Consider the following 23,297-nt stretch of genomic DNA (forward strand, 5'->3'; position numbering starts at 1 on the left):
GCTCAGGCGAGGGCCACCAGGTCCCGGTAGTCCGGTCCCCACAGGTCCTCGACGCCGTCCGGGAGCAGGATGATCCGCTCCGGCTCCAGCGCCTCCACCGCGCCCTCGTCGTGCGTGACGAGGATGACGGCGCCCTTGTACGTGCGCAGCGCGCCCAGGATCTCCTCGCGGCTGGCCGGGTCGAGGTTGTTCGTGGGCTCGTCGAGGAGCAGCACGTTCGCCGAGGAGACGACCAGCGTGGCCAGGGCGAGACGGGTCTTCTCGCCGCCGGAGAGCACCCCGGCCGGCTTGTCCACGTCGTCCCCGGAGAAGAGGAAGGAGCCGAGCGTCTTGCGTACGGCGACCAGGTCCAGGTCGGGCGCCGAGGAGCGCATGTTCTCCAGGACCGTGCGCTCCGGGTCCAGGGTCTCGTGCTCCTGGGCGTAGTAGCCGAGCTTGAGGCCGTGACCGGGGACGACGGTGCCGGTGTCGGGCTTCTCGGTGCCCGAGAGCAGGCGCAGCAGGGTGGTCTTGCCGGCGCCGTTGAGGCCGAGGATGACGACGCGGGAGCCCTTGTCGATGGCCAGGTCGACGTCGGTGAAGATCTCCAGCGAGCCGTACGACTTCGAGAGGCCCTCGGCGGTCAGCGGGGTCTTGCCGCAGGGCGCCGGGTCCGGGAAGCGCAGCTTGGCGACCTTGTCGGAGACGCGGACCGCCTCCAGGCCGGAGAGCAGCCGCTCGGCGCGCTTGGCCATGTTCTGTGCGGCGACGGTCTTGGTGGCCTTCGCGCGCATCTTGTCGGCCTGCGAGTTCAGGGCCGCGGCCTTCTTCTCGGCGTTCTGGCGCTCGCGCTTGCGGCGCTTCTCGTCGGCCTCGCGCTGCTGCTGGTAGAGCTTCCAGCCCATGTTGTAGACGTCGATCTGGGAGCGGTTCGCGTCCAGGTAGAAGACCTTGTTGACGACGGTCTCGACGAGGTCGACGTCGTGGGAGATGACGATGAAGCCGCCGCGGTAGGTCTTCAGGTAGTCCCGCAGCCAGACGATCGAGTCGGCGTCGAGGTGGTTGGTGGGCTCGTCGAGGAGCAGGGTGTCGGCGTCCGAGAAGAGGATCCGGGCGAGCTCGACGCGGCGGCGCTGGCCACCGGAGAGGGTGTGCAGCGGCTGGCCGAGGACCCGGTCGGGCAGGCCGAGGGCGGCCGAGATGGTCGCGGCCTCCGCCTCGGCGGCGTACCCGCCCTTGGTCAGGAACTCGGTCTCCTGGCGCTCGTACTGCTTCATCGCCTTGTCGCGGGTGCCCCCGGAGCCGGTGGCGATGCGCTCCTCGTTGGCCCGCATCTTCTTGATCAGCACGTCGAGGCCGCGGGCGGACAGGATCCGGTCGCGGGCCAGGACGTCGAGGTCGCCGGTGCGGGGGTCCTGCGGGAGGTAGCCGACCTCGCCCGAGCGGGCGATGGAGCCGGCGGCGGGCTGGCCCTCGCCCGCGAGGCACTTGGTGAGGGTGGTCTTGCCCGCTCCGTTGCGGCCGACCAGGCCGATGCGGTCGCCCTTGGCGACGCGGAAGGAAGCGGACTCGATGAGGATGCGGGCGCCGGCGCGCAGCTCGATGCCGGTGGCGGTGATCACGGAAATACTCCAGGGCGGGTCGGGACGGCGGAAGGGGGGCAGGACGCGATGCTTCGACGCCGCTAATCCGCGAGGAGATTTGCCATGGGAGACATTCTACCGGGGGTGCGCAACTACTTTCCGGGCCGCGGGCCGGGCCGCCCGGCCCGCGGGACCCGCTCCGCCGTGTCCCCCGTTCGGCTCAGGAGTCCCTTCGGTGGGCCGGGGCGCGTATCAGGATGAATGGGTTGATACTCGCCGCAGGGCCGGACACGTGACGCGAAGGCGGTGCGGGATGCAGTTCGACGACGACGCCCAGCTGGACTCCTCCGAGGTCAAGGACATGCGGGGCAGCCGCATCCCGGGCGGGAGAGCCACGGTCGGCGGCGGCATCGTCGGCCTCATCGCGCTGGTCCTGGGGCTGCTCTTCGGCGTGGGTCCGGAGCAGCTGGGGCTGTCCTCGGGAGACTCGGAGCCCGCGCCCTCCTCGTCCGCCCTCAGCGAGGTGGAGCAGGCCTGCAAGACGGGCCGGGACGCCAACGCGCGGGAGGACTGCAGGCTGGTGGCGGTGGTCAGGAGCACCCAGGCCTTCTGGAAGCAGGAATTCACCAAGCGCGGCGGCCAGTACAGCCCGGCGTCCACCGTCTTCTTCAACGGCCGGGTGAACACCGCCTGCGGGGCGGCCACCGCGGCCGTCGGCCCCTTCTACTGCCCCTCGGACCGCCAGGTCTACCTGGACCTGGGCTTCTTCGACGATCTGCGGACGAAGTTCGGTGCGAGCGGCGGCCCCTTCGCCCAGGCCTACGTCGTCGCCCACGAGTACGGCCACCACATCCAGAACCTGACCGGAACGCTCCAGCGGGCCCAGGACGGACAGCAGGGCGCGAACAGCAACGCGGTCAAGGTCGAGCTCCAGGCCGACTGCTACGCCGGGGTGTGGGCGCACAACGCGACGAGGACGCCGGACGCGTCCACCGGGCGGCCGCTGATCACCACGTTGACCGACCAGGACATCAGGGACGGGCTGGACGCGGCGGCCGCGGTCGGCGACGACCGGATCCAGGAGAAGTTCCAGGGCCGGGTGACCCCGGAGTCCTGGACGCACGGCTCGGCCGAGCAGCGCCAGCAGTGGTTCTACCAGGGCTACCGCACCGGCGACATGGCCCAGTGCAACACCTTCCGCTGACTGTCGGCGGTGCCTGCCATGCTGGTGTGACGCGGATCACCGTCACGAGAGGGAGTGATCGTCATGGCAGGCGTTCCGTCCATCTGTCCCACGCTGGTCTACCGCGACGCGAAGGCGGCCATCAAGCTGCTGACCGAGGCCTTCGGGTTCAGCCAGGTCGCGGTGTACGAGGGTGAGGACGGCTCGGTGGTGCACGCGGAGCTGGCGTACGGCAACGGCGTCGTGATGCTGGGCAGCAAGGGCACCGGCGGCGTCTTCGACAAGGCCATGGAGGGCTCCGGCCCCTCCGGGGTCTATGTCGTGGTCGACGATGTGGACGCCCACCACCGGCGTGCCGCGGAGCACGGGGCGGAGGTCCTGATGGAGCCGACCGACCAGGACTACGGCTCCCGCGACTACATGGCCCGGGACGCCGAGGGCAACATCTGGAGCTTCGGGACGTACGCGCCGCAGGTCTGAGACCCGCGGCGGGTACGTGTGGTCCCGTACGGGGCGCTACGCGCGTTACGCGCCGCCGGTATGCACCTGGAAGGCCGCGCGGCGGACCGCCTTGGCGAGGGCCGGGTCGGGGTGGGCCGCGGCCAGCGCGACCAGGACCTGCACGGTGCGGGGGTGTCCGACCGCGCGGACCTCGTCCAGCAGCCGGGGCACGGTGGTGCGGACGGCCGAGTCCAGGTGGCGGGCCAGCAGGTCGGCTTCGCCGTGGTCGGCGATGGCGGCCGCGGTGTCCACCCAGAGCCAGGTCGACTCCTCGGCCGTGAGCACGTCCTGCGCCTCGTCCGGGTCGATCCCGTCGTGCTCGGCGAGCCAGAGCAGGGCGTAGGGGCGCAGGGCGGGCTCGCGCACGGTGGCGCGCACCTCCGGCTCGGCGGGGGCGCCGACCACGCGCAGCGCCTCGAAGGCGAGGCCGCGCAGCAGGGCGTCCTCGCCGCGGGCGGCCTGCAGGAGCTCGGCCACGGCGTGGCCGACGGGCCGGGCGGCGAGCCAGGCCTGGTACTCGGCGCGGGCCGGTCCCGGGGTGAGCCGGGCGCAGCCGTGCAGCATGGCGGCGGCCGACTGCTCGATGTTCCCGGCGGGGCTCTGCGCGGCGACGCAGATCTGCTCCAGCTTGACCCAGACGGCCCAGCTGCCGAGCGGGGTGAGGGTGGCGCGGGCGGGACCGAGGGTGACGGCGTCCACGGCGGCGAGTCCGCCGAGCGCCCAGCGCAGCAGCCGGGCGAGCGGGACGGGGCGGCTCTCCGCGGAGGCGGAGGCGGTCGTCAGTGCCGTCGCGGGCTCGGCGTCGTAGGGGATCTCGCACCGCTCGTCGCGCAGTTCGGTGACGCGCTGCCCGAGCAGGTCGAGCAAGTCGGGGACGGTCACGGGCCCGGCCGACAGCTGGAGCAGGGAGAGGAGTTGGGGCATGGCCTCGACGACCTCGGCGACGGCCGCGGGGGCGATGTCGGCGGGGGCGGGGTGGACCAGTGACCAGGCGTCGAAGAGGGCGACCCAGCCGCGCAGTACGGCGGTGTCGTCGCGGTCCCAGGCGCGCAGTCGCCAGCCGGGCCGGGCGTGGCCGCCGTGCACCTCGACGAGGCCGGCGAGCCGGGCGCGGTCCCAGCCGACCTGGATCTGGCCGTGCGTCAGGCCCAGTTCCGCGGCGGCGCGTTCGACGTCGGAGGCGGGCAGGGCGCCCGTGGGGGCGGGCCGGCCGCCGTCTCCGGCGCCGAGGCTGCGCTCGGCCCAGCGGGTCAGGCGTACGGCATCGGCGAGCGAGGCCCGGGCCCGGTTCGCGAGGTCCGCGGTGGCGGGCGTGCCCGCCGGGGGCCGCTGGGCGGGCCGGGGGCGTCGGTCGGTCACCGCCTTGCGGGCCGCGGCGACCGACCGCGGGGAGACGAGTCGGAGTCTGGAGTCGCGAGCCAACTGCTCATCAGGCTTTCGGGACGTCACGGAAGCAGTCTCGCCCGTCACTGGCCGAAAGCCCAAACGGAACCGGCCGTTGCCACCGCCGCCGGTGGGGCAGACCGGGGCAAGACGCCCGCAGGGCCCGGTCCGTCACACGGCTTTCACATGAGGGGGACGAGGAACCGGCGCAGGGCCTCCTCGTAGCGGGCCGGGTCGACGTTCCACATCGCCCCGTGTCCGGCCCCGCGCACGGTGTGCAGGGTGACGAGGTCGGGGCGGGCGGCGGCGAGCCTGCGGGAGGGCTCCCAGGGGGCGAGGGTGTCGTCCGGGCCGTGGAAGATCAGGACGGGCACGCGCAGCGCGCCGGGGTCCGCGCCCGGCGGCCGGCGGTCGGCGCGCAGCCCCGCGCGACCCTCGGCGGCCCGGACCACCAGCGGCAGCACGGCGGCCGGTGTGCGGCGCGCGGCGGCGAGCCCGCGCAGCGTGGTGTGCCAGTCGAGCACCGGCGAGTCCAGCACCAGCCCGCAGATCCGGTCGGCGAGCGCCGAGCGCTCGGCGGCGTGCAGGGCCATGGCCGCGCCGGTGGACCAGCCGTGCAGAACCACGCGCCGGGCGCCGTAGCGCACGGCGTAGCGGATGGCGGCGTCCAGGTCGCGCCACTCCGACTCGCCGAGGTGGCCGAGGCCGTCCGGGGAGGCGGGGGCGCCGAGGTCGCCGCGGTAGCCCAGGTCCAGGACGGGCATCCGCTGGCGGTGCAGGAAGGGCATGACCACCATCGGGTGCTCGCGGCTGCTGCCGAGCCCGTGCACGGTGATGACCCAGGTGTCCCGGGCCGCGGGCACGAACCAGGCGGGCAGGGCGCCGAGCTCCCCCGGGACGTCCACGTCGGCGTGGTCGAGGCCGAGGGCCGTGCGCGGGTTGCCGACGTGGACCTGGGGAGTGAGGGTGACCCGGGTGCCGGGGTCGAGGGCGCCGTGCGTGACGGCGAGGAGCCGCCGTACGACGGTGTCCGGGTCGTGGTCGGCGTCGGTGAGGACGGGCCCGACGACGGCGTGCACACCGGGCGCGGTCAGGCCGTACGTACCCGGGCTCAGGGAGGCCGGCGAGCGGGTGAGCGCGACGCGGCCGGCGGCGGCGGAGTGGACGCTGAGCCGCCGTCCGCCCGGCAGCGGGCGGCCGGGTTCGGGCCGCAGGGCCGCGTCGGCGGCGTACCGGCCGACCGCGACGGCGGCCGCACCGGCGCCCAGGAGGGTCGTGGTGACGGCCGCTGCCGTCGCTGTGGCGGTACGCACCGCTCCAGTGTCGAGGCCCGGGCTCCGGCGGGCCACCGGAGCGCCGTCCGGGGGCGGCCGGAGCGCCATCGGAGGGAATCGGTCCACCGGCGCCGCGAGCGGGGTGATCTAGGTCTCATTCGGCGCCCGGGAGGCGCGGTCGTACGCACCGCGGGTGCGGCGCGGAGGGGTTCATTCACCCGGCTTTGACGTGCATTAATCGATAGATCTTGGCTGGAATCAGGACGAATGACTCGATCACGCCTCGGGTCAGTACACCGCTCCGCCCGCGTCAGTTCATCTTCCGTTCACCCAGGTTGCTTACGGTCGCCGAGCCACTGACGTCAAACAGAAGCCTGGGTAAATGGAGCACATAACGCTTCTCCTCGGGATCGTGATCATTACCGCTCTCGTGTTCGACTTCACGAACGGTTTCCACGACACAGCCAACGCGATGGCCACCACCATCTCGACCGGCGCCCTCAAGCCCAAGACGGCGGTGGCCATGTCCGCCGTGCTCAACCTCGTCGGCGCGTTCATGTCCGTGGAGGTCGCCAAGACGATCTCCAAGGGCCTCGTCAACGAAGAAGGCATCCAGCCAGAGGTGATCTTCGCCGCGCTCGTCGGCGCGATCCTCTGGAACCTCGTCACCTGGCTCGTCGGACTGCCCTCCAGCTCCTCCCACGCCCTGATGGGCGGCCTGATCGGTGCCGCGGTCGCCTCCGCCGGCCTCGACGCGGTCAACGGCAGCGTCGTCGTCACCAAGGTGCTCATCCCCGCGATCGCCGCGCCGCTCGTGGCCGGTGTGGCCGCGATGCTGGCCGCCAAGGTCACGTACAAGCTGGGCAACCGGGTCGGTGAGAAGACCTCCACCAAGGGGTACCGCGCCGGTCAGATCGCCTCGGCCGGTCTCGTCTCCCTCGCGCACGGCACCAACGACGCGCAGAAGACGATGGGCATCATCACCCTGGCGCTCATCGCCGGGAACGCCCTGCCCGCCGGCGCCAACCCGCCGGTCTGGGTCATCGTCTCCGCCGGCATGGCCATCGCGATGGGCACCTACCTGGGCGGCTGGCGCATCATCCGCACCATGGGCAAGGGCCTGACCGACCTGCAGCCGCAGCAGGGCTTCGCCGCCCAGACCTCGGCCGCCAGCGTCATCCTGGCCTCCTCCTCCCTCGGCTTCTCCCTCTCCACCACCCACGCGTGCTCCGGCGCCGTCATGGGCGCGGGTCTGGGACGCAAGGGCGGCGTGGTCCGCTGGTCCACCGCGACCCGCATGTTCATCGCGTGGGGCCTGACCCTGCCGGCCGCCGCCCTGGTCGCCTCCGGTGCCGAGCTGGTCATGCGCACCGGTGACATCGGCGTCGCCGCCGTCGCGGTCTTCCTGGTCGCCTCCTGCTTCGCCATCTGGCTCATCTCGCGCCGCCAGGTCGTCGACCACCACAACGTCAACGACGTGGAGCCGGCCGCCGCCGAGGAACCGGGTGTCGTCACCACGGCGATGGCGGCCGTCACCGTCCCGCCGACCGTCGCCGCCGCCGGTACCACCGCGGCCGTGACGGACGAGGACCTCAAGGCCACCATCCCGGCAGCGACGACCACCCCGGCCGCTCCGGCCGCCGCGGTCTGACCCCGAGAACGACAGAGGAAACGGCAGTATGAAGATCGACTGGGAAGCACTCGGCTCCGTCTTCGGGGTCAGCCTCTCCGCCACCGTCACCCTCGTGGCCCTGTTCACCCTGGGCCTGGTGGGCCTGTCCAAGCACGAGGCCGCCACCGAGCAGGGCGGCACCGCCACCCTGGCCCGCAGCGGCGCGTACGTCTGCTTCGCGCTCGTCGCGGCGGCCGTGACGTACGGGATCTACCTGATCGTCTCCTGAGACGGCGCACGACCCTGTGACGACTCCCCCCGGGTTTCTCCCGGGGGGAGTTTTCGCGTCCCCCGGCCCCTGCGGAGCCGCAGGTCAACGGCGAGTTGACGGGCCTTCGCGGTGCGTGGTGGACTGCCCGAGCCAATACGGCGGCATGGAGAGGAAGTCCGGTGCGAATCCGGCGCGGTCCCGCCACTGTCACCGGGGAGCGCACGCCTCACGTGCGCCCCGGGAGCCAGGAACTCTCGCCGCCGGACACGTCGAACCAGGGCGCGGACCCTGAGTGAGGACATACCTGCCACCATGCGTGCCGATCGCGTCTTCGCGTACGGCGCCACGGCGGGCCTGATCGGCGACCGGATCCTCGGGGATCCCCGCCGTGGGCACCCCGTGGCCGCCTTCGGACGAACCGCTGCCGCAGTCGAGCGCGCCCTGTGGCGCGACGACCGCGCCCGGGGCCTCCTGCACACCCTGGTGTGCGCCGGAGGCGCGGCCGCCGTCGGCGCGCTGGGCGCCCGCGCCGTGCGCTCCCGGCCCGCGGCCGCCCGTATCGCCCTGACCGCCGCCGCCACCTGGGCCGTCGTCGGCGGCACCTCGCTGGGCCGGGAGGCCCGCGCCATCGGCGGTGCGCTCGCCGTCGGTGACACCGAGGTGGCCCGGGAGCGGCTGCCGCACCTGTGCGGGCGCGACCCGCAGGCGCTGGACGACCAGCAGATGGCCCGCGCCGTCGTGGAGTCGGTCGCCGAGAACACCTCCGACGCGGTGGTCGGGGCCCTGGTGTGGGGCGCCGTCGCCGGGGTCCCCGGGCTGCTGGCCTTCCGCGCCGTGAACACCCTGGACGCGATGGTCGGCCACAAGTCCCCCCGCTACCTGCGCTACGGCTGGGCCTCCGCCCGACTCGACGACCTGGCCGGCTGGCCGGGGGCCCGGCTCACGGCGGTCGCCGCCGTACTGGCCGGCCCCGACCGGCGGGGAGCCGTACGGGCGTGGCGCGCGGACGCCGCCGCGCACCCGAGCCCCAACGCCGGGCCCGTCGAGGCCTCCTTCGCCGGGGCCCTCGGCGTCAGACTGGGCGGGACCCTGGCGTACGGCGGCCGGGTCGAACACCGGGCCGTGCTGAACGACGAGGCGGGGCGGCCGGTGGAGGTCGCGGACATCGAGCGGGCGGTCCGGCTGTCACGTCAGGTGACCTGGCTGGCGCTGGGTGCCTGCGTGGCGGCCCGGGCGCTGGTCTCCCGTGGCGCAAGTGGCTCCCGTGGTTCCCGTGGTTTCCGTAGCTCCCGTAAGACAACGAAGGGACGTCGATGAGCGGCGGCGCGAAGCGCGGCGGCGGACTGCTGGTCGCGGGCACCACATCGGACGCCGGCAAGAGCGTGGTCACGGCGGGCATCTGCCGCTGGCTGGCCCGCCAGGGCGTGAAGGTGGCGCCCTTCAAGGCGCAGAACATGTCGCTCAACTCGTTCGTCACGCGGGAGGGCGCCGAGATCGGGCGCGCCCAGGCCATGCAGGCCCAGGCCGCCCGCGTGGAACCGACCGCGCTGATGAACCCGGTGCTGCTCAAGCCCGGCAGCGACCGCAGCAGCCAGGTGGTGCTGCTGGGCAAGCCGGTGGGCGAGATGAGCGCGCGGGGCTACCACGGAGGCCGGCAGGAGCAGCTTCTCGGCATCGTCACGGACTGCCTGGAGCAGCTGCGGGGCACGTATGACGCCGTGATCTGCGAGGGGGCGGGCAGTCCGGCCGAGATCAACCTGCGGCGGACCGACATCGTGAACATGGGGATCGCGCGGGCCGCGCGGTTCCCGGTGGTCGTGGTCGGCGACATCGACCGGGGCGGGGTCTTCGCGTCGTTCTTCGGTACGACGGCGCTGCTGTCGGCCGAGGACCAGTCGCTGATCGCGGGGTACCTGGTCAACAAGTTCCGCGGCGACGTGTCGCTGCTGGAACCGGGCATGGAGATGCTGCGCGGCCTGACGGGGCGGGCGACGTACGGCGTGCTGCCCTTCCAGCACGGGCTGGGCATCGACGAGGAGGACGGCCTGCGGGTCTCCCTGCGGGGCGCGGTACGGGAGTCCGTGGTCGCGCCGCCGGTGGGCGAGGACGTGCTGCGGGTCGCCGTGTGCGCGGTGCCGCTGATGTCGAACTTCACGGACGTCGACGCGCTCGCGGCGGAGCCGGGGGTCGTGGTGCGGTTCGTGGACCGGGCCGAGGAACTGGCCGACGCGGACCTGGTCGTCGTACCCGGCACGCGGGGCACGGTGAAGGCCCTGGCGTGGCTGCGCGAACGCGGCCTCGCGGACGCGCTGCTGCGGCGGGCCGCGGAGGGCCGCCCGGTGCTGGGCATCTGCGGCGGGTTCCAGGTGCTGGGCGAGCACATCGAGGACGAGGTCGAATCGCGGGCCGGTTCGGTGGACGGCCTGGGGCTGCTGCCGGTGCGGGTGCGCTTCGCCGCGGAGAAGACCCTGGCCCGGCCGGTGGGTTCGGCGCTGGGCGAGCCGGTCGAGGGGTACGAGATCCACCACGGGGTGGCCGAGGTCCTGGGCGGGGAGCCGTTCCTGGACGGCTGCCGGGTCGGGTCGGTGTGGGGCACCCACTGGCACGGCTCGCTGGAGTCGGACGGCTTCCGCCGGGCGTTCCTCCGTGAGGTGGCAGCGGCTTCGGGCCGTCGTTTCGTCCCGGCCGCAGACACGTCCTTCTCCTCCCTGCGGGAGGAACAGCTGGACCTGCTGGGCGACCTGATCGCGGAGCACGCGGATACGGATGCCCTGCTCCGCCTGATCGATGGCGGGGCCCCGGCGGGCCTGCCGTTCCTCCCGCCGGGCGCGCCGTGACGGGCGTGGCCCTGCGGGCGGCCTCCCCCACCCCGCCCCTTCCCGAAGCCGGGGCTTGCGACCCCGGCCACCGCTCCCGGGGCTCCGCCCCGGACCCCGCGGGGGCTCCGCCCCCGTACCCCCGCGCCTCAAACGCCGGCGAGGCTGTCTTTCAGCCCCTCCGGCGTTTGAGGAGCGGGGTTCGGGGCGGAGCCCCGGTCTTTCAGCCTCGCCGGCGATTGAGGAGCGGGGTCTGGGGCGGAGCCCCGGCAACGGCGCCGCACCCGCAGACCTCGGCAGAGCCCGCGGCAGCGACCCGCACCACCCTCGAAGGAGTGAGCAACGCATGAGCACGCCCTACCCGTTCACCGCAGTGGTCGGCCAGACCGACCTGCGGCTGGCGCTCCTGCTCAACGCCGTGAGCCCAGCGGTCGGTGGGGTGCTCGTGCGCGGTGAGAAGGGGACCGCCAAGTCCACCGCCGTGCGCGCGCTCTCCGCGCTGCTGCCGCAGGTGGACGTCGTACCGGGCTGCCGGTTCAGCTGCGCGCCGGCCGCGCCCGATCCGGCCTGCCCCGACGGCCCGCACGAGAGCGGCCCCGGCGCCGCCCGTCCCGCCCGCATGGTGGAGCTGCCCGTCGGCGCCTCCGAGGACCGTCTCGTCGGCGCCCTCGACATCGAACGGGCCCTCGCCGAAGGCGTGAAGGCCTTCGAGCCCGGGCTGCTCGCCGACGCCCACCGCGGGATCCTCTACGTCGACGAGGTCAACCTCCTCCACGACCACCTCATCGACCTCCTCCTCGACGCCGCCGCGATGGGCGCCTCGTACGTGGAGCGCGAGGGCGTCTCCGTCCGCCACGCCGCCCGCTTCCTCCTCGTGGGCACGATGAACCCCGAGGAGGGCGAGCTGCGACCGCAGCTGCTCGACCGCTTCGGCCTGACCGTCGAGGTCGCCGCCTCCCGCGAACCCGCCCAGCGGGTGGAAGTGGTGCGCCGACGGCTCGCCTACGAGGACGATCCCGCGGGCTTCGCGACCCGCTGGGCCGGTGACGAGAACGAGGTCCGCGCCCGGGTCGTGGCCGCGCGGGCGCTGCTCCCGCAAGTCGCGCTCGGCGACACCGCGCTGCTCCAGATCGCCGCGACCTGCGCCGCCTTCGAGGTCGACGGCATGCGGGCGGACATCGTGATGGCGCGGACCGCCACCGCGCTGGCCGCCTGGGCCGGACGGACCGAGGTGCGCAAGGAGGACGTGCGCCAGGCCGCCCTGCTGGCGCTCCCCCACCGGCGGCGCCGCAACCCCTTCGACGCCCCCGGGCTCGACGAGGACAAGCTGGACGAGATCCTCGACCAGTTCCCCGACGAGGAGCCGGAACCGGAGCCGGAGAACGAGCCCGACCCGGAGCCCGAGGGCCCGGACGACGACGGTGGCGGCCCCGAGGGCGGTGGCGGTCCCGACGGCGGCGGGGTGCCCCCGCAGGGCAACGGGCCGTCGGAGAGCACCGGGGCGCCGGAACCACCCGAGGCACCGGAACCCGCCGAGGCCCCCGAGGACGCCCCCGAGGCCCCGCAGCCCTCCGCCCAGGGAGCCGGCGGGCCCGAGCAGGCCGCCGTACGGGCCGCCGAGCCGTTCCGGACCAAGATGCTGAGCGTGCCGGGCCTCGGCGAGGGCGCGGCCGGGCGCCGTTCGCGCGCCCGCACCGCCCACGGCCGGACCACCGGGGCCCAGCGCCCCCGCGGCCAGCTCACGAAGCTGCACCTGGCGGCCACCGTGCACGCGGCCGCCCCGCACCAGAAGGCGCGCGGCCGCGACGGGCGCGGCCTGGTGATCCGGAAGGACGACCTGCGCCAGGCCACGCGGGAGGGCCGCGAGGGCAACCTCGTCCTCTTCGTCGTCGACGCGTCGGGCTCCATGGCCGCCCGGCAGCGCATGAGCGCGGTCAAGGGCGCCGTGCTGTCGCTGCTCCTGGACGCCTACCAGCGCCGGGACAAGGTCGGCCTGATCACCTTCCGGGGGTCCACGGCCGAGCTGGCGCTGCCGCCCACGTCCTCGGTGGACGCGGCCGCGGCCCGGCTGGAGCAGCTGCCGACGGGCGGCCGCACCCCGCTGGCCGCCGGGCTGCTGAAGGCCCACGAGGTGCTGCGGATCGAGCGGCTGCGGGATCCGAGCCGCCGCCCGCTGCTCGTGGTCGTCACCGACGGCCGGGCCACGTCGGCCGGGGCCGCGGGCGGCGACCCGCGCGAACTCTCGGGACGCAGCGCCCGGCTGCTGGCCGCCGGGGGCGTCGCCTCGGTGGTCGTGGACTGCGAATCCGGGCCGGTCCGGCTGGGGCTGGCCGGGGTACTGGCCGCGGACCTCGGCGGGCCCGCCGTCACGCTCGACGGGCTCCGGGCCGACTCGCTGGCCGGACTCGTGAAGAACGTACGTACCGCAGTGACGTCCCCCGCATCGGGAACGTCTGCCACATCCCACACCAACAGGAGGGCCGCGTAATGCCTCAGGGACAGCCGTCCGTCGTTCCGGACGACGGACTCACGACGCGCCAGCGCCGCAACCGCCCGCTCGTCTTCGTCCACACCGGCCCGGGCAAGGGCAAGTCGACGGCGGCCTTCGGGCTGGCGCTGCGCGCCTGGAACCAGGGCTGGCCGATCGGGGTGTTCCAGTTCGTCAAGTCGGCGAAGTGGAAGGTCGGCGAGGAGAACGCGCTCAAGGTGCTCGGCGCCTCCGGCGAGGGCGGCTCCGTCGTCTGGCACAAGATGGGCGAGGGCTGGTCCTGGGTCCAGCGGGACGCGCAGCTCGACAACGAGCAGGCGGCCAAGGAGGGCTGGGAGCAGGTCAAGCGCGATCTGGCGGCCGAGACGCACCGGCTGTACGTGCTCGACGAGTTCGCGTACCCGATGCACTGGGGCTGGATCGACGTCGACGAGGTCATCGAGGTGCTGCGGAACCGTCCCGGTACGCAGCACGTGGTGATCACGGGCCGCAACGCGCCGGAGAAGCTGGTGGAGTTCGCGGACCTCGTCACCGAGATGACCAAGGTCAAGCACCCCATGGACGCCGGCCAGAAGGGCCAGAAGGGCATCGAGTGGTGACCTCGTTCAACGTTCCCCGGCTGGTCATCGCCGCGCCGTCGTCCGGCAGCGGCAAGACCACCGTGGCCACGGGCCTGATGGCGGCCTTCGCGGAGCGCGGCCTCGCCGTGTCCCCGCACAAGGCCGGGCCCGACTACATCGACCCCGGCTACCACGCGCTGGCCACCGGCCGGCCGGGGCGCAACCTGGACGCCTTCATGTGCGGGCCGGAGCTGGTCGCTCCGCTGTTCGCGCACGCGGCGGCCGGGTGCGACCTCGCGGTGGTCGAGGGCGTGATGGGCCTCTACGACGGGGCCGCGGGCCGGGGTGAACTGGCATCGACGGCGCAGGTCGCGAAGCTGCTGCGGGCGCCGGTGGTGCTGGTGGTCGACGCGTCCTCGCAGTCGCGGTCGGTCGCGGCGCTGGTGCACGGCTTCGCCTCCTTCGACCCGCAGGTGCGGCTGGGGGGCGTGATCCTGAACAAGGTCGGCTCCGACCGGCACGAGGTGATGCTGCGGGAGGCCCTGGAGGAAGCGGGGATGCCGGTACTCGGCGTCCTGCGGCGGGCTCCGCAGGTGGCCACGCCCTCGCGGCACCTGGGCCTGGTGCCGGTGGCCGAGCGGCGCGCGGATGCGCTGGCCGCGGTTTCTGCGTTGGCCGCGCAGGTCCGGGCCGGCTGCGATCTGGACGCGCTGATGTCGTTGGCCCGCACGGCCCCGGCGATGGACTGCGAGGCCTGGTCGCCGTCGACTGCGCTGGCGCGCAGCTGGGGCTCCGCCCCAGACCCCGCTCCTCAAACGCCGGAGGGGCTGGGTATTTCAGCCTCGCCGGCGTTTGAGGCGCGGGGGTCCGGGGGCAGCGCCCCCGGCAACGGCGCCGCAGGGCGGGGTCCGCGACCGCGACCGGTGGTCGCAGTGGCGGGCGGGGCCGCGTTCACGTTCTCGTACGCGGAGCACGCCGAGCTCCTCACCGCCGCCGGCGCCGACGTCGTCACCTTCGACCCGCTCCGGGACGAGGCGCTCCCCGACGGAGCCACCGGCCTGGTGATCGGCGGCGGCTTCCCCGAGGTGTACGCCCCCGAGCTGTCCGCCAACGAGCCGCTCCGCAAGGCCGTGGCCCACTTCGCCGCACAGGGCGGACCCGTCGCCGCCGAGTGCGCCGGGCTGCTGTACCTCGCGCGCTCCCTCGACGGGAAGCCCATGTGCGGGGTGCTCGACGCCGACGCGCGGATGTCGGAGCGCCTCACCCTGGGCTACCGCGAGGCCGTGGCCGTGTCCGACAGCGCGCTCGCGCCCGCCGGGACCCGGCTGCGCGGGCACGAGTTCCACCGGACGGTGATCGAGCCGGGCGCCGGGGCCGCGCCGGCCTGGGGGTTCACGCACCCGGAACGCCGGGTCGAGGGCTTCGTACAGCAGGGTGTGCACGCCAGCTACCTGCACACGCACTGGGCGGCGGAGCCGTCCGTCGCCCTGCGGTTCGTCGAAGCGGCGGCGGCCCGGCCGTGAGATCAGTCCGCGAGGCCGACCACGAGCCAGATCCCGGCGACCCCGCCCACCGTGCACATCAGCGTGGACAGGGCGGGGTGCGTGTGGTGGGCCTCGGGCAGGATCTCGGCGGCCGCCAGGTACAGCAGGACCCCGCCGAAGAAACCGAGGTACGCCCCGAGGGGTTCCTCCGGAAGGGTGAACAGCAGAGTGGACGCCGCGCCCACGACGGGGGCGACGGCGTCCGCGAAGAGCATCATCAGTGCCTTGCGGCGGGCGTTCCCGTAGAGGCTGGTGAGCGTGTACGTGTTGAACCCGTCGGCGAAGTCGTGGGTGATGACGGCCAGCGCCACGGCCACCCCCATCCCCCCGCCGACCTGGAAGGCCGCGCCCAGGGCCACGCCGTCGGCGAGACTGTGGCCGACCATGGCCGCCGCCGCGGTGAGCCCGACCTGGGGGACGCGTCCGCCGTTCTCGGCGCCGTGCGCGGCCTGGCGTACGGCGAGGAGCCGTTCGACGACGTGCGCGACGAGGAATCCGGCGACGAAGAGCAGCAGGGCGAGCGGGACGCCGAGGAAATCGTCCCCCGCCGCGTGCAGGGCCTCCGGGAGCAGGTCGAGGCCGACGACGCCGAGCATCAGCCCGCCGGCCAGGCCCAGCACGAGGTGGCGGCGGTCGGTGACGCGTTGCGCCGTCCATCCGCCCGCCAGGGTCATCAGGAACGCGCCCAACGCCACGATCACGGCCATGTGCCCCTGAATACCGACTCCCCGCTCCGCGCGCATGTCCGCGTGCGGGTGGCGGGCGGCGGAGTGTTGACGACCGACCGGCGGACGACCGACCGTGGACGGCTGCGGTGATGGTGACGGTGACTACGGAGGAGGATCCCCGGTGGGCGAGCACGTGACGCAGCTGGTGGTCGGGGTCGGCGGACGCGCGGGGGTTTCCGTCGCGGAGGTCTGCGCCCTGGTCGAGGAGACGCTGCGGGGGGCCGGGCTGGCCACGGCGGCGGTGACGGCGCTGGCCACGGTGGAGTCGAAGGTGGGCGAGGCGGGGATCGCGGGCGCGGCGGAACGTTTCGGCGTGCCCCTCCTCGGCTACCCCTCCGAGCAGCTGGCCGCGATCACCGTGCCGCACCCCTCGGACGCGGCCCGCACCGCCGCCGGGACCCCCTCGGTGGCGGAGGCCGCGGCCCTCGCCGGGGGCGGGGAACTCCTCGTACCCAAGCGGCGGTCGGTGGCGGCGACTTGCGCGGTGGCCACCGCGCAGGCTCACGACCTGCGCCATCACGGGGACGCGGAGGTGATCGACGCGGGCTCCGCGCTGGTGGACCTCGCGGTCAACGTACGCGCGGACACGCCCCCGGCCTGGCTCAAGGAGCGGATCGCCGCCTCCCTCGGCGATCTCGCCGCGTACCCCGACGGGCGGTCCGCCCGCGCGGCGGTGGCGGCACGGCACGGGCTGCCGGTCGAGCGGGTGCTGCTGACGGCCGGGGCGGCGGAGGCCTTCGTGCTGATCGCCCGGGCCCTGGGCGCCGTACGGCCGGTCGTGGTGCATCCGCAGTTCACCGAGCCGGAGGCGGCCCTGCGGGACGCGGGGCACCGGGTGGAGCGGGTGGTGCTGCGGCCCGCGGACGGGTTCCGGCTGGACCCGGCGGCCGTCCCCGAGGACGCGGACCTGGTGGTGATCGGCAACCCGACCAACCCGACGTCCGTCCTGCATCCGGCGGCGACGCTGGCCGCGCTGGCCCGGCCGGGCCGGATCCTGGTGGTGGACGAGGCGTTCATGGACGCCGTCCCGGGCGAGCGGGAGGCCCTGGCCGGACGCATGGACGTACCGGGGCTGGTGGTGCTGCGGAGCCTGACGAAGACCTGGGGGCTGGCGGGGCTGCGGATCGGCTACGTGCTGGCCGAGCCCGAGGTGATCGCGAAGCTGGCGGCCGCGCAGCCGCTGTGGCCGGTGTCGACCCCGGCGCTGGTGGCGGCCGAGGCCTGCGTGGCTCCGGCGGCGCTGGCCGAGGCGGCGGAGGCGGCCCGGCAGATCGCGGTGGACCGGGCGCACCTGCTGGCCGGGCTCGCGGAGTTCGAGGAGATCTCGGTCGTGGGGGTGGCGGAGGGGCCGTTCGTCCTGATCCGGGTGGCGGGCGGCGCGGAGGTCCGCACCCGGCTGCGCGCCCTCGGCTTCGCCGTCCGCCGCGGTGACACCTTCCCGGGGCTGGACCACACCTGGCTCCGGCTGGCGGTCCGCGACCGGGCGACGACGGGCCGGCTGCTCCAGGCCATGGACCACGCCCTTGCGCTCGCCGCGCCTTGACCCGAAGCACCGGGGCTGGCCCGGGGGCCCGGGGGGGGTCGGGCGCGCGCCGGGGCGTCTCCTCGGGCGCCGAACGTGGCGAGGGGTCGGGGGGTGCGGCGGTGTTGTGTTCGGCGCCCTGCGGGGACGCCCCGGCACACACCCGACCCCGGCGGAACCGGCCGGGCTGGGCTTCGGCGCCAGGGACCGATGCCCCGAACAGCCGCTTCCCGACGGGGCGTACGGGCAGTGCGCCTACCATGGCGCTCGGGGGCGGGTGCACGAGGCACCGGGTCGGACGTGTGGCAGCAGGGGGCAGCGATGAGGGCATCCGCGCGGGTGGGCGCGGTCGTCGCCGGGCTGGTGGTCGTGGGGGGCGGGGTCCTCGTCGTTCCGCGGCTGCTCGACGGTGACGGGGGCCGGGGGACCACCGCGGAGCAGCGGCTCGGCCCACGGCCCGCGCCGACGGCGAGCACCGCGCCGGCCGCGCCCGCCGGACGGGCATTCGCCCTGGTGGCGACGGGTGACGTCATCCCGTACCCCTCGATCGTCCAGCGGTCGGCGGACGACGCGGGCAAGGCCGGCGAGTACGACTTCCGGAAGATACTCGCCGGGGTCAAACCCCTGGTCTCCGCCGCCGACCTGGCGATATGCCACCACGAGATACCGTACGGGCGCCCCGGCGGCCCCTACACCGGCTATCCCCTCTTCAAGGCCCCGCACCAGCTGGCGGACGCGCTCAAGGACGCGGGCTACGACGGCTGTTCCACCGCCTCGAACCACACGCTGGACGACGGCTACGAGGGCCTCGCCCGCACCCTGGAACACCTGGACCGGGTCGGCATCCCGCACGTCGGCTCGGCCCGCAGCGGGGAGGAGGCCAAGGCTCCGGCCCTGATGGCGGCGGGCGGCGCGAAGGTCGCCCAACTGTCGTACACCTACGGCACGAACGGCATCCCGCTCCCCGCGGACAAGCCGTGGGCCGTCAACCTGATCGAGAAGGACCGGATCATCGCCGACGCTCGCGCCGCCCGGGCGGGCGGCGCGAACGTGGTGGTGCTCAGCGTCCACTGGGGCACCGAGTGGCAGACGGCGCCCGACGAGCAGCAACGCGCGCTGTCCGAGGCGCTGACCGCCTCCCGCTCGGCCGATGGCCTCCCCGACATCGATCTGATCATCGGCACGCACAACCACGTGCCGCAGCCCTACGAGAAGATCAACGGCACTTGGGTGGTGTTCGGCATGGGCGACCAGGTCGCCAGCTTCGTACCGGCCGACAAACTGCGCGGCAACCAGTCCTCGGTCCCCCGCTTCACCTTCGCCCCGGCGGCGGCTCATCCCGGACGCTGGGAGGTGGTGAAGGCCGAGTACCTCACGCAGTTCTCGGACATGGGGCCGCCGTTCCGCGTCGTCTGCGCCTCCTGCGCGGCCTCCGACAGCACGCTCCCGGCCGCCAAGCGCAGCGAGTACGCCCGGATCGACCAGCAGGTCACCGAGGCCGTGATGTCACGCGGCGCGGGCGGGCAGGGGCTGGAGCACGCCACCCGCTGAGACGGCGCCCGTTGAGACACCGCCCGCCGAAACGCCACCGCCGAGCACTCCCCTCCGGGTGCTCCAGCGGGTGTCCCGGCGCGTGCGCCCCGGGCAGTGCTACGAAGCCCTGCCGCGGCGGGTCACGACGAGCGCGCCCCCGCCGATGCCGAGCAGCACCAGCGCCCCGCCCGCGACGTAGGGGGTCAGCGAACCGCCGCCGGTCTCGGCGAGGTTGGCGTTGGCGTTGGTCGTCAGGGCCGAGCCGGTTCCGGAGGCTCCGGTCTGGGGCTTGACGTCCGGCGTGGCCGACGCGGTGGACGGGGTCGGCGCCGGACCGGTCGGGGACTCGCAGTGCGCCTCGGCGAGCACGATCTCGCCGTCGACCTGTGCCACGTTCAGGTTCAGCGGGTTCACCGACACCTTCAGGCGCAGCGCGGCGGCGGCGGCCGTGGTGGAGGTGGTCTGCGTACCGGACAGCTCCAGGCTGACCAGGCCCACGCCCGGGACCTCGATCTTGGTGGGACCGCCCGCCGACAGGGTGACCTTCTTGCCGAGCGCCGTCACCGTCCCGAGGACGTTCGAGCTGGCCACGGGCTTCTTGCCCGCCTCGCAGACGGCCTTGGAGGTGACCTTCTCCACCTCGATGAGGGAGAGCAACGGCAGCCCGGGCACATGGACCTTGGCCTTGGCGAGGTTCGCCTCCGCCTCCGCGCGGGTCTTGTCCGCGGTCGCCTTGGAGGTGGCCACGTCGGCGCGCAGGACGCTGACCGGCTTGTCGCCCTCGACCCCGTCCAGGGTGACGGTCAGTGCGGTCTTCTCGGCCGCCGCCGGGGCGCTGACCTCGTTGAGGGTGGCCTTCAGCGGGACGTGCACGGTCTTGTTGAGCAGGCCCACGTCCAGTCCGGTGCGCAGGACGACGGCGCCGGCCTTGCCCTCGCCGCCGGCTCCGCCGCCTCCCGTGGCGGAGGCGGGCGGAGCGGTGAGCAGGGCTACCGCTCCCGTGGCGAGAAGGACGGCCGCGGGCATGCGGAAGGTGTTGCTGTTCAAGGTGGTGGAACCCCCGGGGAGATGGGTGCCGTCGCGCCGCCAATGGGGGACATTGCGCGCGTCGACGGCCTCGACCCCGGAATCTTTACGCACTGAGAGTGAACGGGCAGCCACCTGACGTGAGTTCACCCCAAAGGGTGGTTTCCACGCATGTATTCGATTCTCTTCGCCTCAGGAACCACGGGAGTTCCCTCCCGTCTCAGGCAGGCCTCCCGTGCGGGCTTTCTTAACGACCGCCGGGCCCCGGATGTCACGCCCCGTCAACATGCGTACGGGCGCGCCGCTCAGGCCCTGACCTTGCCGTTCACCACGACCCGCAGCGGCTGGGCCAGCGCCCGTACGTCGGCCCGCGGGTCGGCGGCGTAGACCACGAGGTCCGCCGGCGCCCCCTCGGTCAGACCGGGCCTGCCGAGCCACTCCCGCGCCGCCCAGGCCGTCGCCGAGAGGGCGTCCAGCGGCGGGATGCCCGCCTTCACCAGCTCCGTGACCTCGGCGGCGACCAGGCCGTGCGGCAGGGAACCGCCCGCGTCGGTGCCGACGTAGACCTCGATGCCCGCGTCGTAGGCGGCCCGGACGGTGTCGTAGCGCCGCTCGTGGAGCCGTCGCATGTGCGCCGACCAGTCCGGGAACTTCGCCTCGCCGCCCGCCGCCAGCTTCGGGAACGTCGCGGTGTTCACGAGCGTCGGGACGATCGCGACCCCGCGCTCCGCGAACAGCGGAATGGTGTCCTCGGTGAGGCCGGTGGCGTGTTCGATGCAGTCGATCCCCGCCTCCACCAGGTCGCGCAGCGAGTCCTCGGCGAAGCAGTGCGCCGTCACCCGGGCGCCCAGCCGGTGTGCCTCGGCGATGGCCGCCTCGACCTCGGCGCGGGGCCAGCAGGCCGCCAGGTCCCCGACCTCGCGGTCGATCCAGTCGCCGACCAGCTTCACCCAGCCGTCGCCGCGCCGCGCCTCGCGGCCGACGTACTCGACGAGGTCGGCGGGCTCGATCTCGTGCGCGTAGTTGCGGATGTAGCGGCGGGTGCGCGCGATGTGCCGGCCGGCCCGGATGATCTTCGGCAGGTCCTCGCGGTCGTCGATCCAGCGGGTGTCGGAGGGCGATCCGGCGTCGCGGATGAGGAGGGTCCCGGCGTCGCGGTCGGTGAGGGCCTGGCGCTCGGCGGCCTGGGCGTCGACCGGGCCGTGGGAGTCCAGTCCCACGTGGCAGTGGGCGTCGACCAGCCCGGGCAGGGTCCAGCCGGTCACCGTGATGACCTCCCGGGCGCCGGGCGGGCGCTCGTAGGAGATCCTCCCGCCGACCACCCAGAGCTCGTCGCGGACCTCGTCGGGCCCGACCAGCACCCGCCCCTTCACGTGCAGCACATCGCTCATGTCGGCACTGTACGTGCGTACTCGGCGGGCAGGGCCGGGCCCCCGGCACCTCAGGGCGCGGAGAGGGCGTCCAGCAGCCGGTCCACGTCCGCCTCGGTGGTGTAGAGGTGGAACGAGGCGCGCAGGGCGCCCGCGCGGGCGGAGGTGGCGATGCCGGCCGCCTGGAGGGCGGGCTGCCGGTCGGCGAGGCCCGGCACCGAGACGATGGCGGCCCCGCCGGGCACCGGCTCGTGGCCGAGGCGGGCGAGCCCGGCCCGGTAGCGGGCGGCCAGCGCGGTGTCGTGGGCGTGGACGGCCTCGATGCCGATCCGCTCCAGCAGGGCCAGCGAGGGCTCGGCCGCGTGGTAGCCGAGGAAGGCCGGAGACTCGTCGAACCGCCTTGCGTCACGGGCCAGTTGAGGCATCGGCCCGTAGGTGGCGTCCCACATGGACTCCGCCGCCACCCATCCGGCGTGCAGCGGGGTCAGGGTCTGCTGGGCCTCCTGCGACACGGTCAGGTACGAGACCCCGCGGGAGCCGAGCAGCCACTTGTAGCCGGCGGTGACCGTGTACTCGTACGGCGACGCGTCGAAGGGGAGCCAGCCCGCCGCCTGGGTCGCGTCCACGAGCATCCGGGCCCCGTGCCCCGTCGCGGCCGCGCGCACGGCGGCCAGGTCGGCGATCCGCCCGTCGGCGGACTGGACGGCGCTCAGCGAGACCAGGGCGGTGTCCGGGCCGACGGCCTCGGCGACGGTCTCCAGGGGCGCGAAGCGCACCTTGAGGTCGCCGCGGACCACGAAGGGGTTGATCACGGAGGCGAAGTCGCCCTCCACGCACAGGACTTCGGCGCCGGGCGGCAGTGACGCCGCGATCAGGCTGACGTGGGTGGCCACGGCCGAGCCGACGGCCACCCGCTCGACGTCCACCCCGACCAGGCGGGCGAAGGCGGCCCGGACCCGGTTCACGCGGTCGAAGTCGCCGAATCCGGCGGGGATTCCGGCCCCCGCCGCCTCGGCCAGTTCCCGTACGGCCGCGACGGCGGAACGCGGGAGGACACCGCAGTTGGCGGTGTTGAGGTAGGTGGTGGAGTGGGCGAATTCGGCACGGGTCGCTTCGGCGATCGGAAGATCCATGCCTTCAACTCTGCGCCAGGAACGACCCAAAGTCCATTGCCGGATTTACTGCGCCCACTCAAACTGATCCTTATACCTGCGGGACCGCACACGCCCCGTCGGGCTCGCACACCTCGGCGCCGGCGGCCGGCTCCTCGACCTCACGCCCGGCCCACGCCTGCTCCAGGGCCCGGGTGAACACCTCGGCCGGCTGCCCGCCGGAGATCCCGTAGCGGCGGTCGAGGACGAAGAACGGCACGGCGTTCGCGCCGAGCTCGGCGGCCTCGCGCTCATCGGCCCGGACCTCGTCGGCGTAGGCGGAGTCGTCGGCGAGGACGGCACGGACCTCGGCCTCGTCCAGTCCGGCCTCGACGGCGAGCGCGACCAGCACCTCGGGGTCGAAGACGGAGCGCTCCTCACCGAAGTTGGCCAGGTAGGCGAGATCGAGCAGCTCCTCCTGCCGACCCCGGGCGCCGGCCAGGTGCAGCAGGCGGTGGATGTCGAAGGTGTTGCCGTGGTCGCGGCCCTCGGTCCGGTACTCCAGCCCCTCGGCACGGGCACTGGCGGCGACGTGCGCCTCCATGCCGCGCGCCTCGTCGAGGGTGCGGCCGTACTTCTTGGCGAGCATCTCCAGAACGGGGGCGGTGACCCCCTTGGCTCCATGGGGGTCGAGCTCGAAGGACCGGAAGACGACCTCCACCTCGTCGCGGTGCGCGAACTCGGCCAGCCCCTTGGTGAAACGGGCCTTGCCGATGTAGCACCACGGGCAGGCGATGTCGCTCCAGATCTCGACGCGCATGATCTTTCTTCTC

Annotated in this window: 19 protein-coding genes and 1 riboswitch; of the genes, 11 read left to right on the plus strand and 8 right to left on the minus strand. The window is 74.0% G+C overall.

Annotated elements, in window-relative coordinates; genetic code table 11:
• Nucleotides 1-2: 2 nt before the first annotated feature.
• On the minus strand, nt 3-1,601 hold the full coding sequence (locus ACZ45T_RS18390) for an ABC-F family ATP-binding cassette domain-containing protein (RefSeq protein WP_468442436.1): 1,599 nt from the start codon (nt 1,599-1,601) through the stop codon (nt 3-5).
• 274 nt (nt 1,602-1,875) lie between these two features.
• On the opposite strand from ACZ45T_RS18390, the gene ypfJ reads away from it, so the two are divergent.
• Together ypfJ and ACZ45T_RS18400 are read left to right on the plus strand one after the other, a co-directional pair.
• Nucleotides 1,876-2,766 carry a KPN_02809 family neutral zinc metallopeptidase gene (ypfJ, locus tag ACZ45T_RS18395; protein ID WP_468442438.1) on the plus strand — a complete coding sequence of 297 codons (891 nt, stop codon included), beginning with the start codon at nt 1,876-1,878 and terminating at the stop codon, nt 2,764-2,766.
• A 63-nt stretch (nt 2,767-2,829) separates the two neighbouring features.
• A complete protein-coding gene (locus ACZ45T_RS18400; protein WP_468442440.1) occupies nt 2,830-3,225 on the plus strand; it encodes a VOC family protein in 396 nt (131 codons plus the stop codon).
• 45 nt (nt 3,226-3,270) lie between these two features.
• Here the strand turns inward: ACZ45T_RS18400 and ACZ45T_RS18405 are convergent, their stop codons facing one another.
• Both ACZ45T_RS18405 and ACZ45T_RS18410 read right to left on the minus strand, forming a co-directional pair.
• Nucleotides 3,271-4,695, minus strand: a complete 1,425-nt coding sequence (locus tag ACZ45T_RS18405; RefSeq protein ID WP_468442442.1) for a hypothetical protein — start codon at nt 4,693-4,695, stop codon at nt 3,271-3,273.
• A 116-nt stretch (nt 4,696-4,811) separates the two neighbouring features.
• Nucleotides 4,812-5,942 carry an alpha/beta hydrolase gene (locus ACZ45T_RS18410; RefSeq protein WP_468442444.1) on the minus strand — a complete coding sequence of 377 codons (1,131 nt, stop codon included), beginning with the start codon at nt 5,940-5,942 and terminating at the stop codon, nt 4,812-4,814.
• A 343-nt stretch (nt 5,943-6,285) separates the two neighbouring features.
• Between ACZ45T_RS18410 and ACZ45T_RS18415 the strand changes: the two genes are divergently transcribed.
• The 7 genes from ACZ45T_RS18415 to ACZ45T_RS18445 all read left to right on the plus strand — a co-directional run bounded on the left by ACZ45T_RS18415 (nt 6,286) and on the right by ACZ45T_RS18445 (nt 15,173).
• Nucleotides 6,286-7,554, plus strand: a complete 1,269-nt coding sequence (locus ACZ45T_RS18415) for an inorganic phosphate transporter (RefSeq protein WP_468442446.1) — start codon at nt 6,286-6,288, stop codon at nt 7,552-7,554.
• Nucleotides 7,555-7,582: 28 nt separating this feature from the next.
• The gene (locus ACZ45T_RS18420; protein ID WP_468442448.1) at nt 7,583-7,804 is read left to right on the plus strand and encodes a hypothetical protein; all 222 of its coding nucleotides are present in this window, start codon (nt 7,583-7,585) and stop codon (nt 7,802-7,804) included.
• Nucleotides 7,805-7,954: 150 nt separating this feature from the next.
• Nucleotides 7,955-8,040: riboswitch (cobalamin riboswitch) on the plus strand.
• A 58-nt stretch (nt 8,041-8,098) separates the two neighbouring features.
• Complete coding sequence (locus ACZ45T_RS18425) at nt 8,099-9,103, plus strand: cobalamin biosynthesis protein (protein WP_468442450.1); 1,005 nt, start codon at nt 8,099-8,101, stop codon at nt 9,101-9,103.
• Complete coding sequence (locus tag ACZ45T_RS18430) at nt 9,100-10,623, plus strand: cobyric acid synthase (protein ID WP_468442452.1); 1,524 nt, start codon at nt 9,100-9,102, stop codon at nt 10,621-10,623. The genes ACZ45T_RS18425 and ACZ45T_RS18430 overlap by 4 nt, the downstream gene beginning before the upstream one ends.
• Nucleotides 10,624-10,948: 325 nt before the next feature.
• On the plus strand, nt 10,949-13,090 hold the full coding sequence (locus ACZ45T_RS18435) for a putative cobaltochelatase (RefSeq protein WP_468442454.1): 2,142 nt from the start codon (nt 10,949-10,951) through the stop codon (nt 13,088-13,090).
• The gene (cobO, locus tag ACZ45T_RS18440; protein WP_053678569.1) at nt 13,090-13,689 is read left to right on the plus strand and encodes a cob(I)yrinic acid a,c-diamide adenosyltransferase; all 600 of its coding nucleotides are present in this window, start codon (nt 13,090-13,092) and stop codon (nt 13,687-13,689) included. Before ACZ45T_RS18435 ends, cobO begins: the two co-directional genes overlap by 1 nt.
• Nucleotides 13,683-15,173: a cobyrinate a,c-diamide synthase gene (locus ACZ45T_RS18445; RefSeq protein ID WP_468442456.1), complete on the plus strand. Its 1,491-nt coding sequence runs from the start codon at nt 13,683-13,685 to the stop codon at nt 15,171-15,173. Before cobO ends, ACZ45T_RS18445 begins: the two co-directional genes overlap by 7 nt.
• Before the next feature lie 2 nt (nt 15,174-15,175).
• Here ACZ45T_RS18445 and ACZ45T_RS18450 read toward each other — a convergent pair whose 3' ends face one another.
• The gene (locus ACZ45T_RS18450) at nt 15,176-15,901 is read right to left on the minus strand and encodes a ZIP family metal transporter (protein WP_468442458.1); all 726 of its coding nucleotides are present in this window, start codon (nt 15,899-15,901) and stop codon (nt 15,176-15,178) included.
• A gap of 142 nt (nt 15,902-16,043) precedes the next feature.
• Here ACZ45T_RS18450 and cobC point away from each other — a divergent pair, with 142 nt between their 5' ends.
• Nucleotides 16,044-17,465 (plus strand): Rv2231c family pyridoxal phosphate-dependent protein CobC, encoded by a 1,422-nt coding sequence (gene cobC / locus ACZ45T_RS18455; RefSeq protein WP_468442460.1) that lies wholly within the window; start codon nt 16,044-16,046, stop codon nt 17,463-17,465.
• Nucleotides 17,466-17,765: 300 nt separating this feature from the next.
• A complete protein-coding gene (locus tag ACZ45T_RS18460; RefSeq protein WP_468442462.1) occupies nt 17,766-18,995 on the plus strand; it encodes a CapA family protein in 1,230 nt (409 codons plus the stop codon).
• Nucleotides 18,996-19,094: 99 nt separating this feature from the next.
• Here the strand turns inward: ACZ45T_RS18460 and ACZ45T_RS18465 are convergent, their stop codons facing one another.
• From ACZ45T_RS18465 to ACZ45T_RS18480, 4 genes are all read right to left on the minus strand, one after another.
• On the minus strand, nt 19,095-20,024 hold the full coding sequence (locus tag ACZ45T_RS18465) for an SCO1860 family LAETG-anchored protein (protein ID WP_468442464.1): 930 nt from the start codon (nt 20,022-20,024) through the stop codon (nt 19,095-19,097).
• A gap of 284 nt (nt 20,025-20,308) precedes the next feature.
• Nucleotides 20,309-21,394: an amidohydrolase family protein gene (locus tag ACZ45T_RS18470; RefSeq protein ID WP_468442466.1), complete on the minus strand. Its 1,086-nt coding sequence runs from the start codon at nt 21,392-21,394 to the stop codon at nt 20,309-20,311.
• Between the two features lie 50 nt (nt 21,395-21,444).
• Nucleotides 21,445-22,506, minus strand: coding sequence for an aminotransferase class V-fold PLP-dependent enzyme (locus tag ACZ45T_RS18475; RefSeq protein ID WP_468442468.1), 1,062 nt, complete (start codon nt 22,504-22,506; stop codon nt 21,445-21,447).
• A gap of 70 nt (nt 22,507-22,576) precedes the next feature.
• The gene (locus ACZ45T_RS18480; RefSeq protein WP_468442470.1) at nt 22,577-23,284 is read right to left on the minus strand and encodes a DsbA family oxidoreductase; all 708 of its coding nucleotides are present in this window, start codon (nt 23,282-23,284) and stop codon (nt 22,577-22,579) included.
• Between the last annotated feature and the right edge of the window lie 13 nt (nt 23,285-23,297).

The sequence above is a fragment of the Streptomyces sp. NPDC030995 genome, from assembly GCF_055571215.1.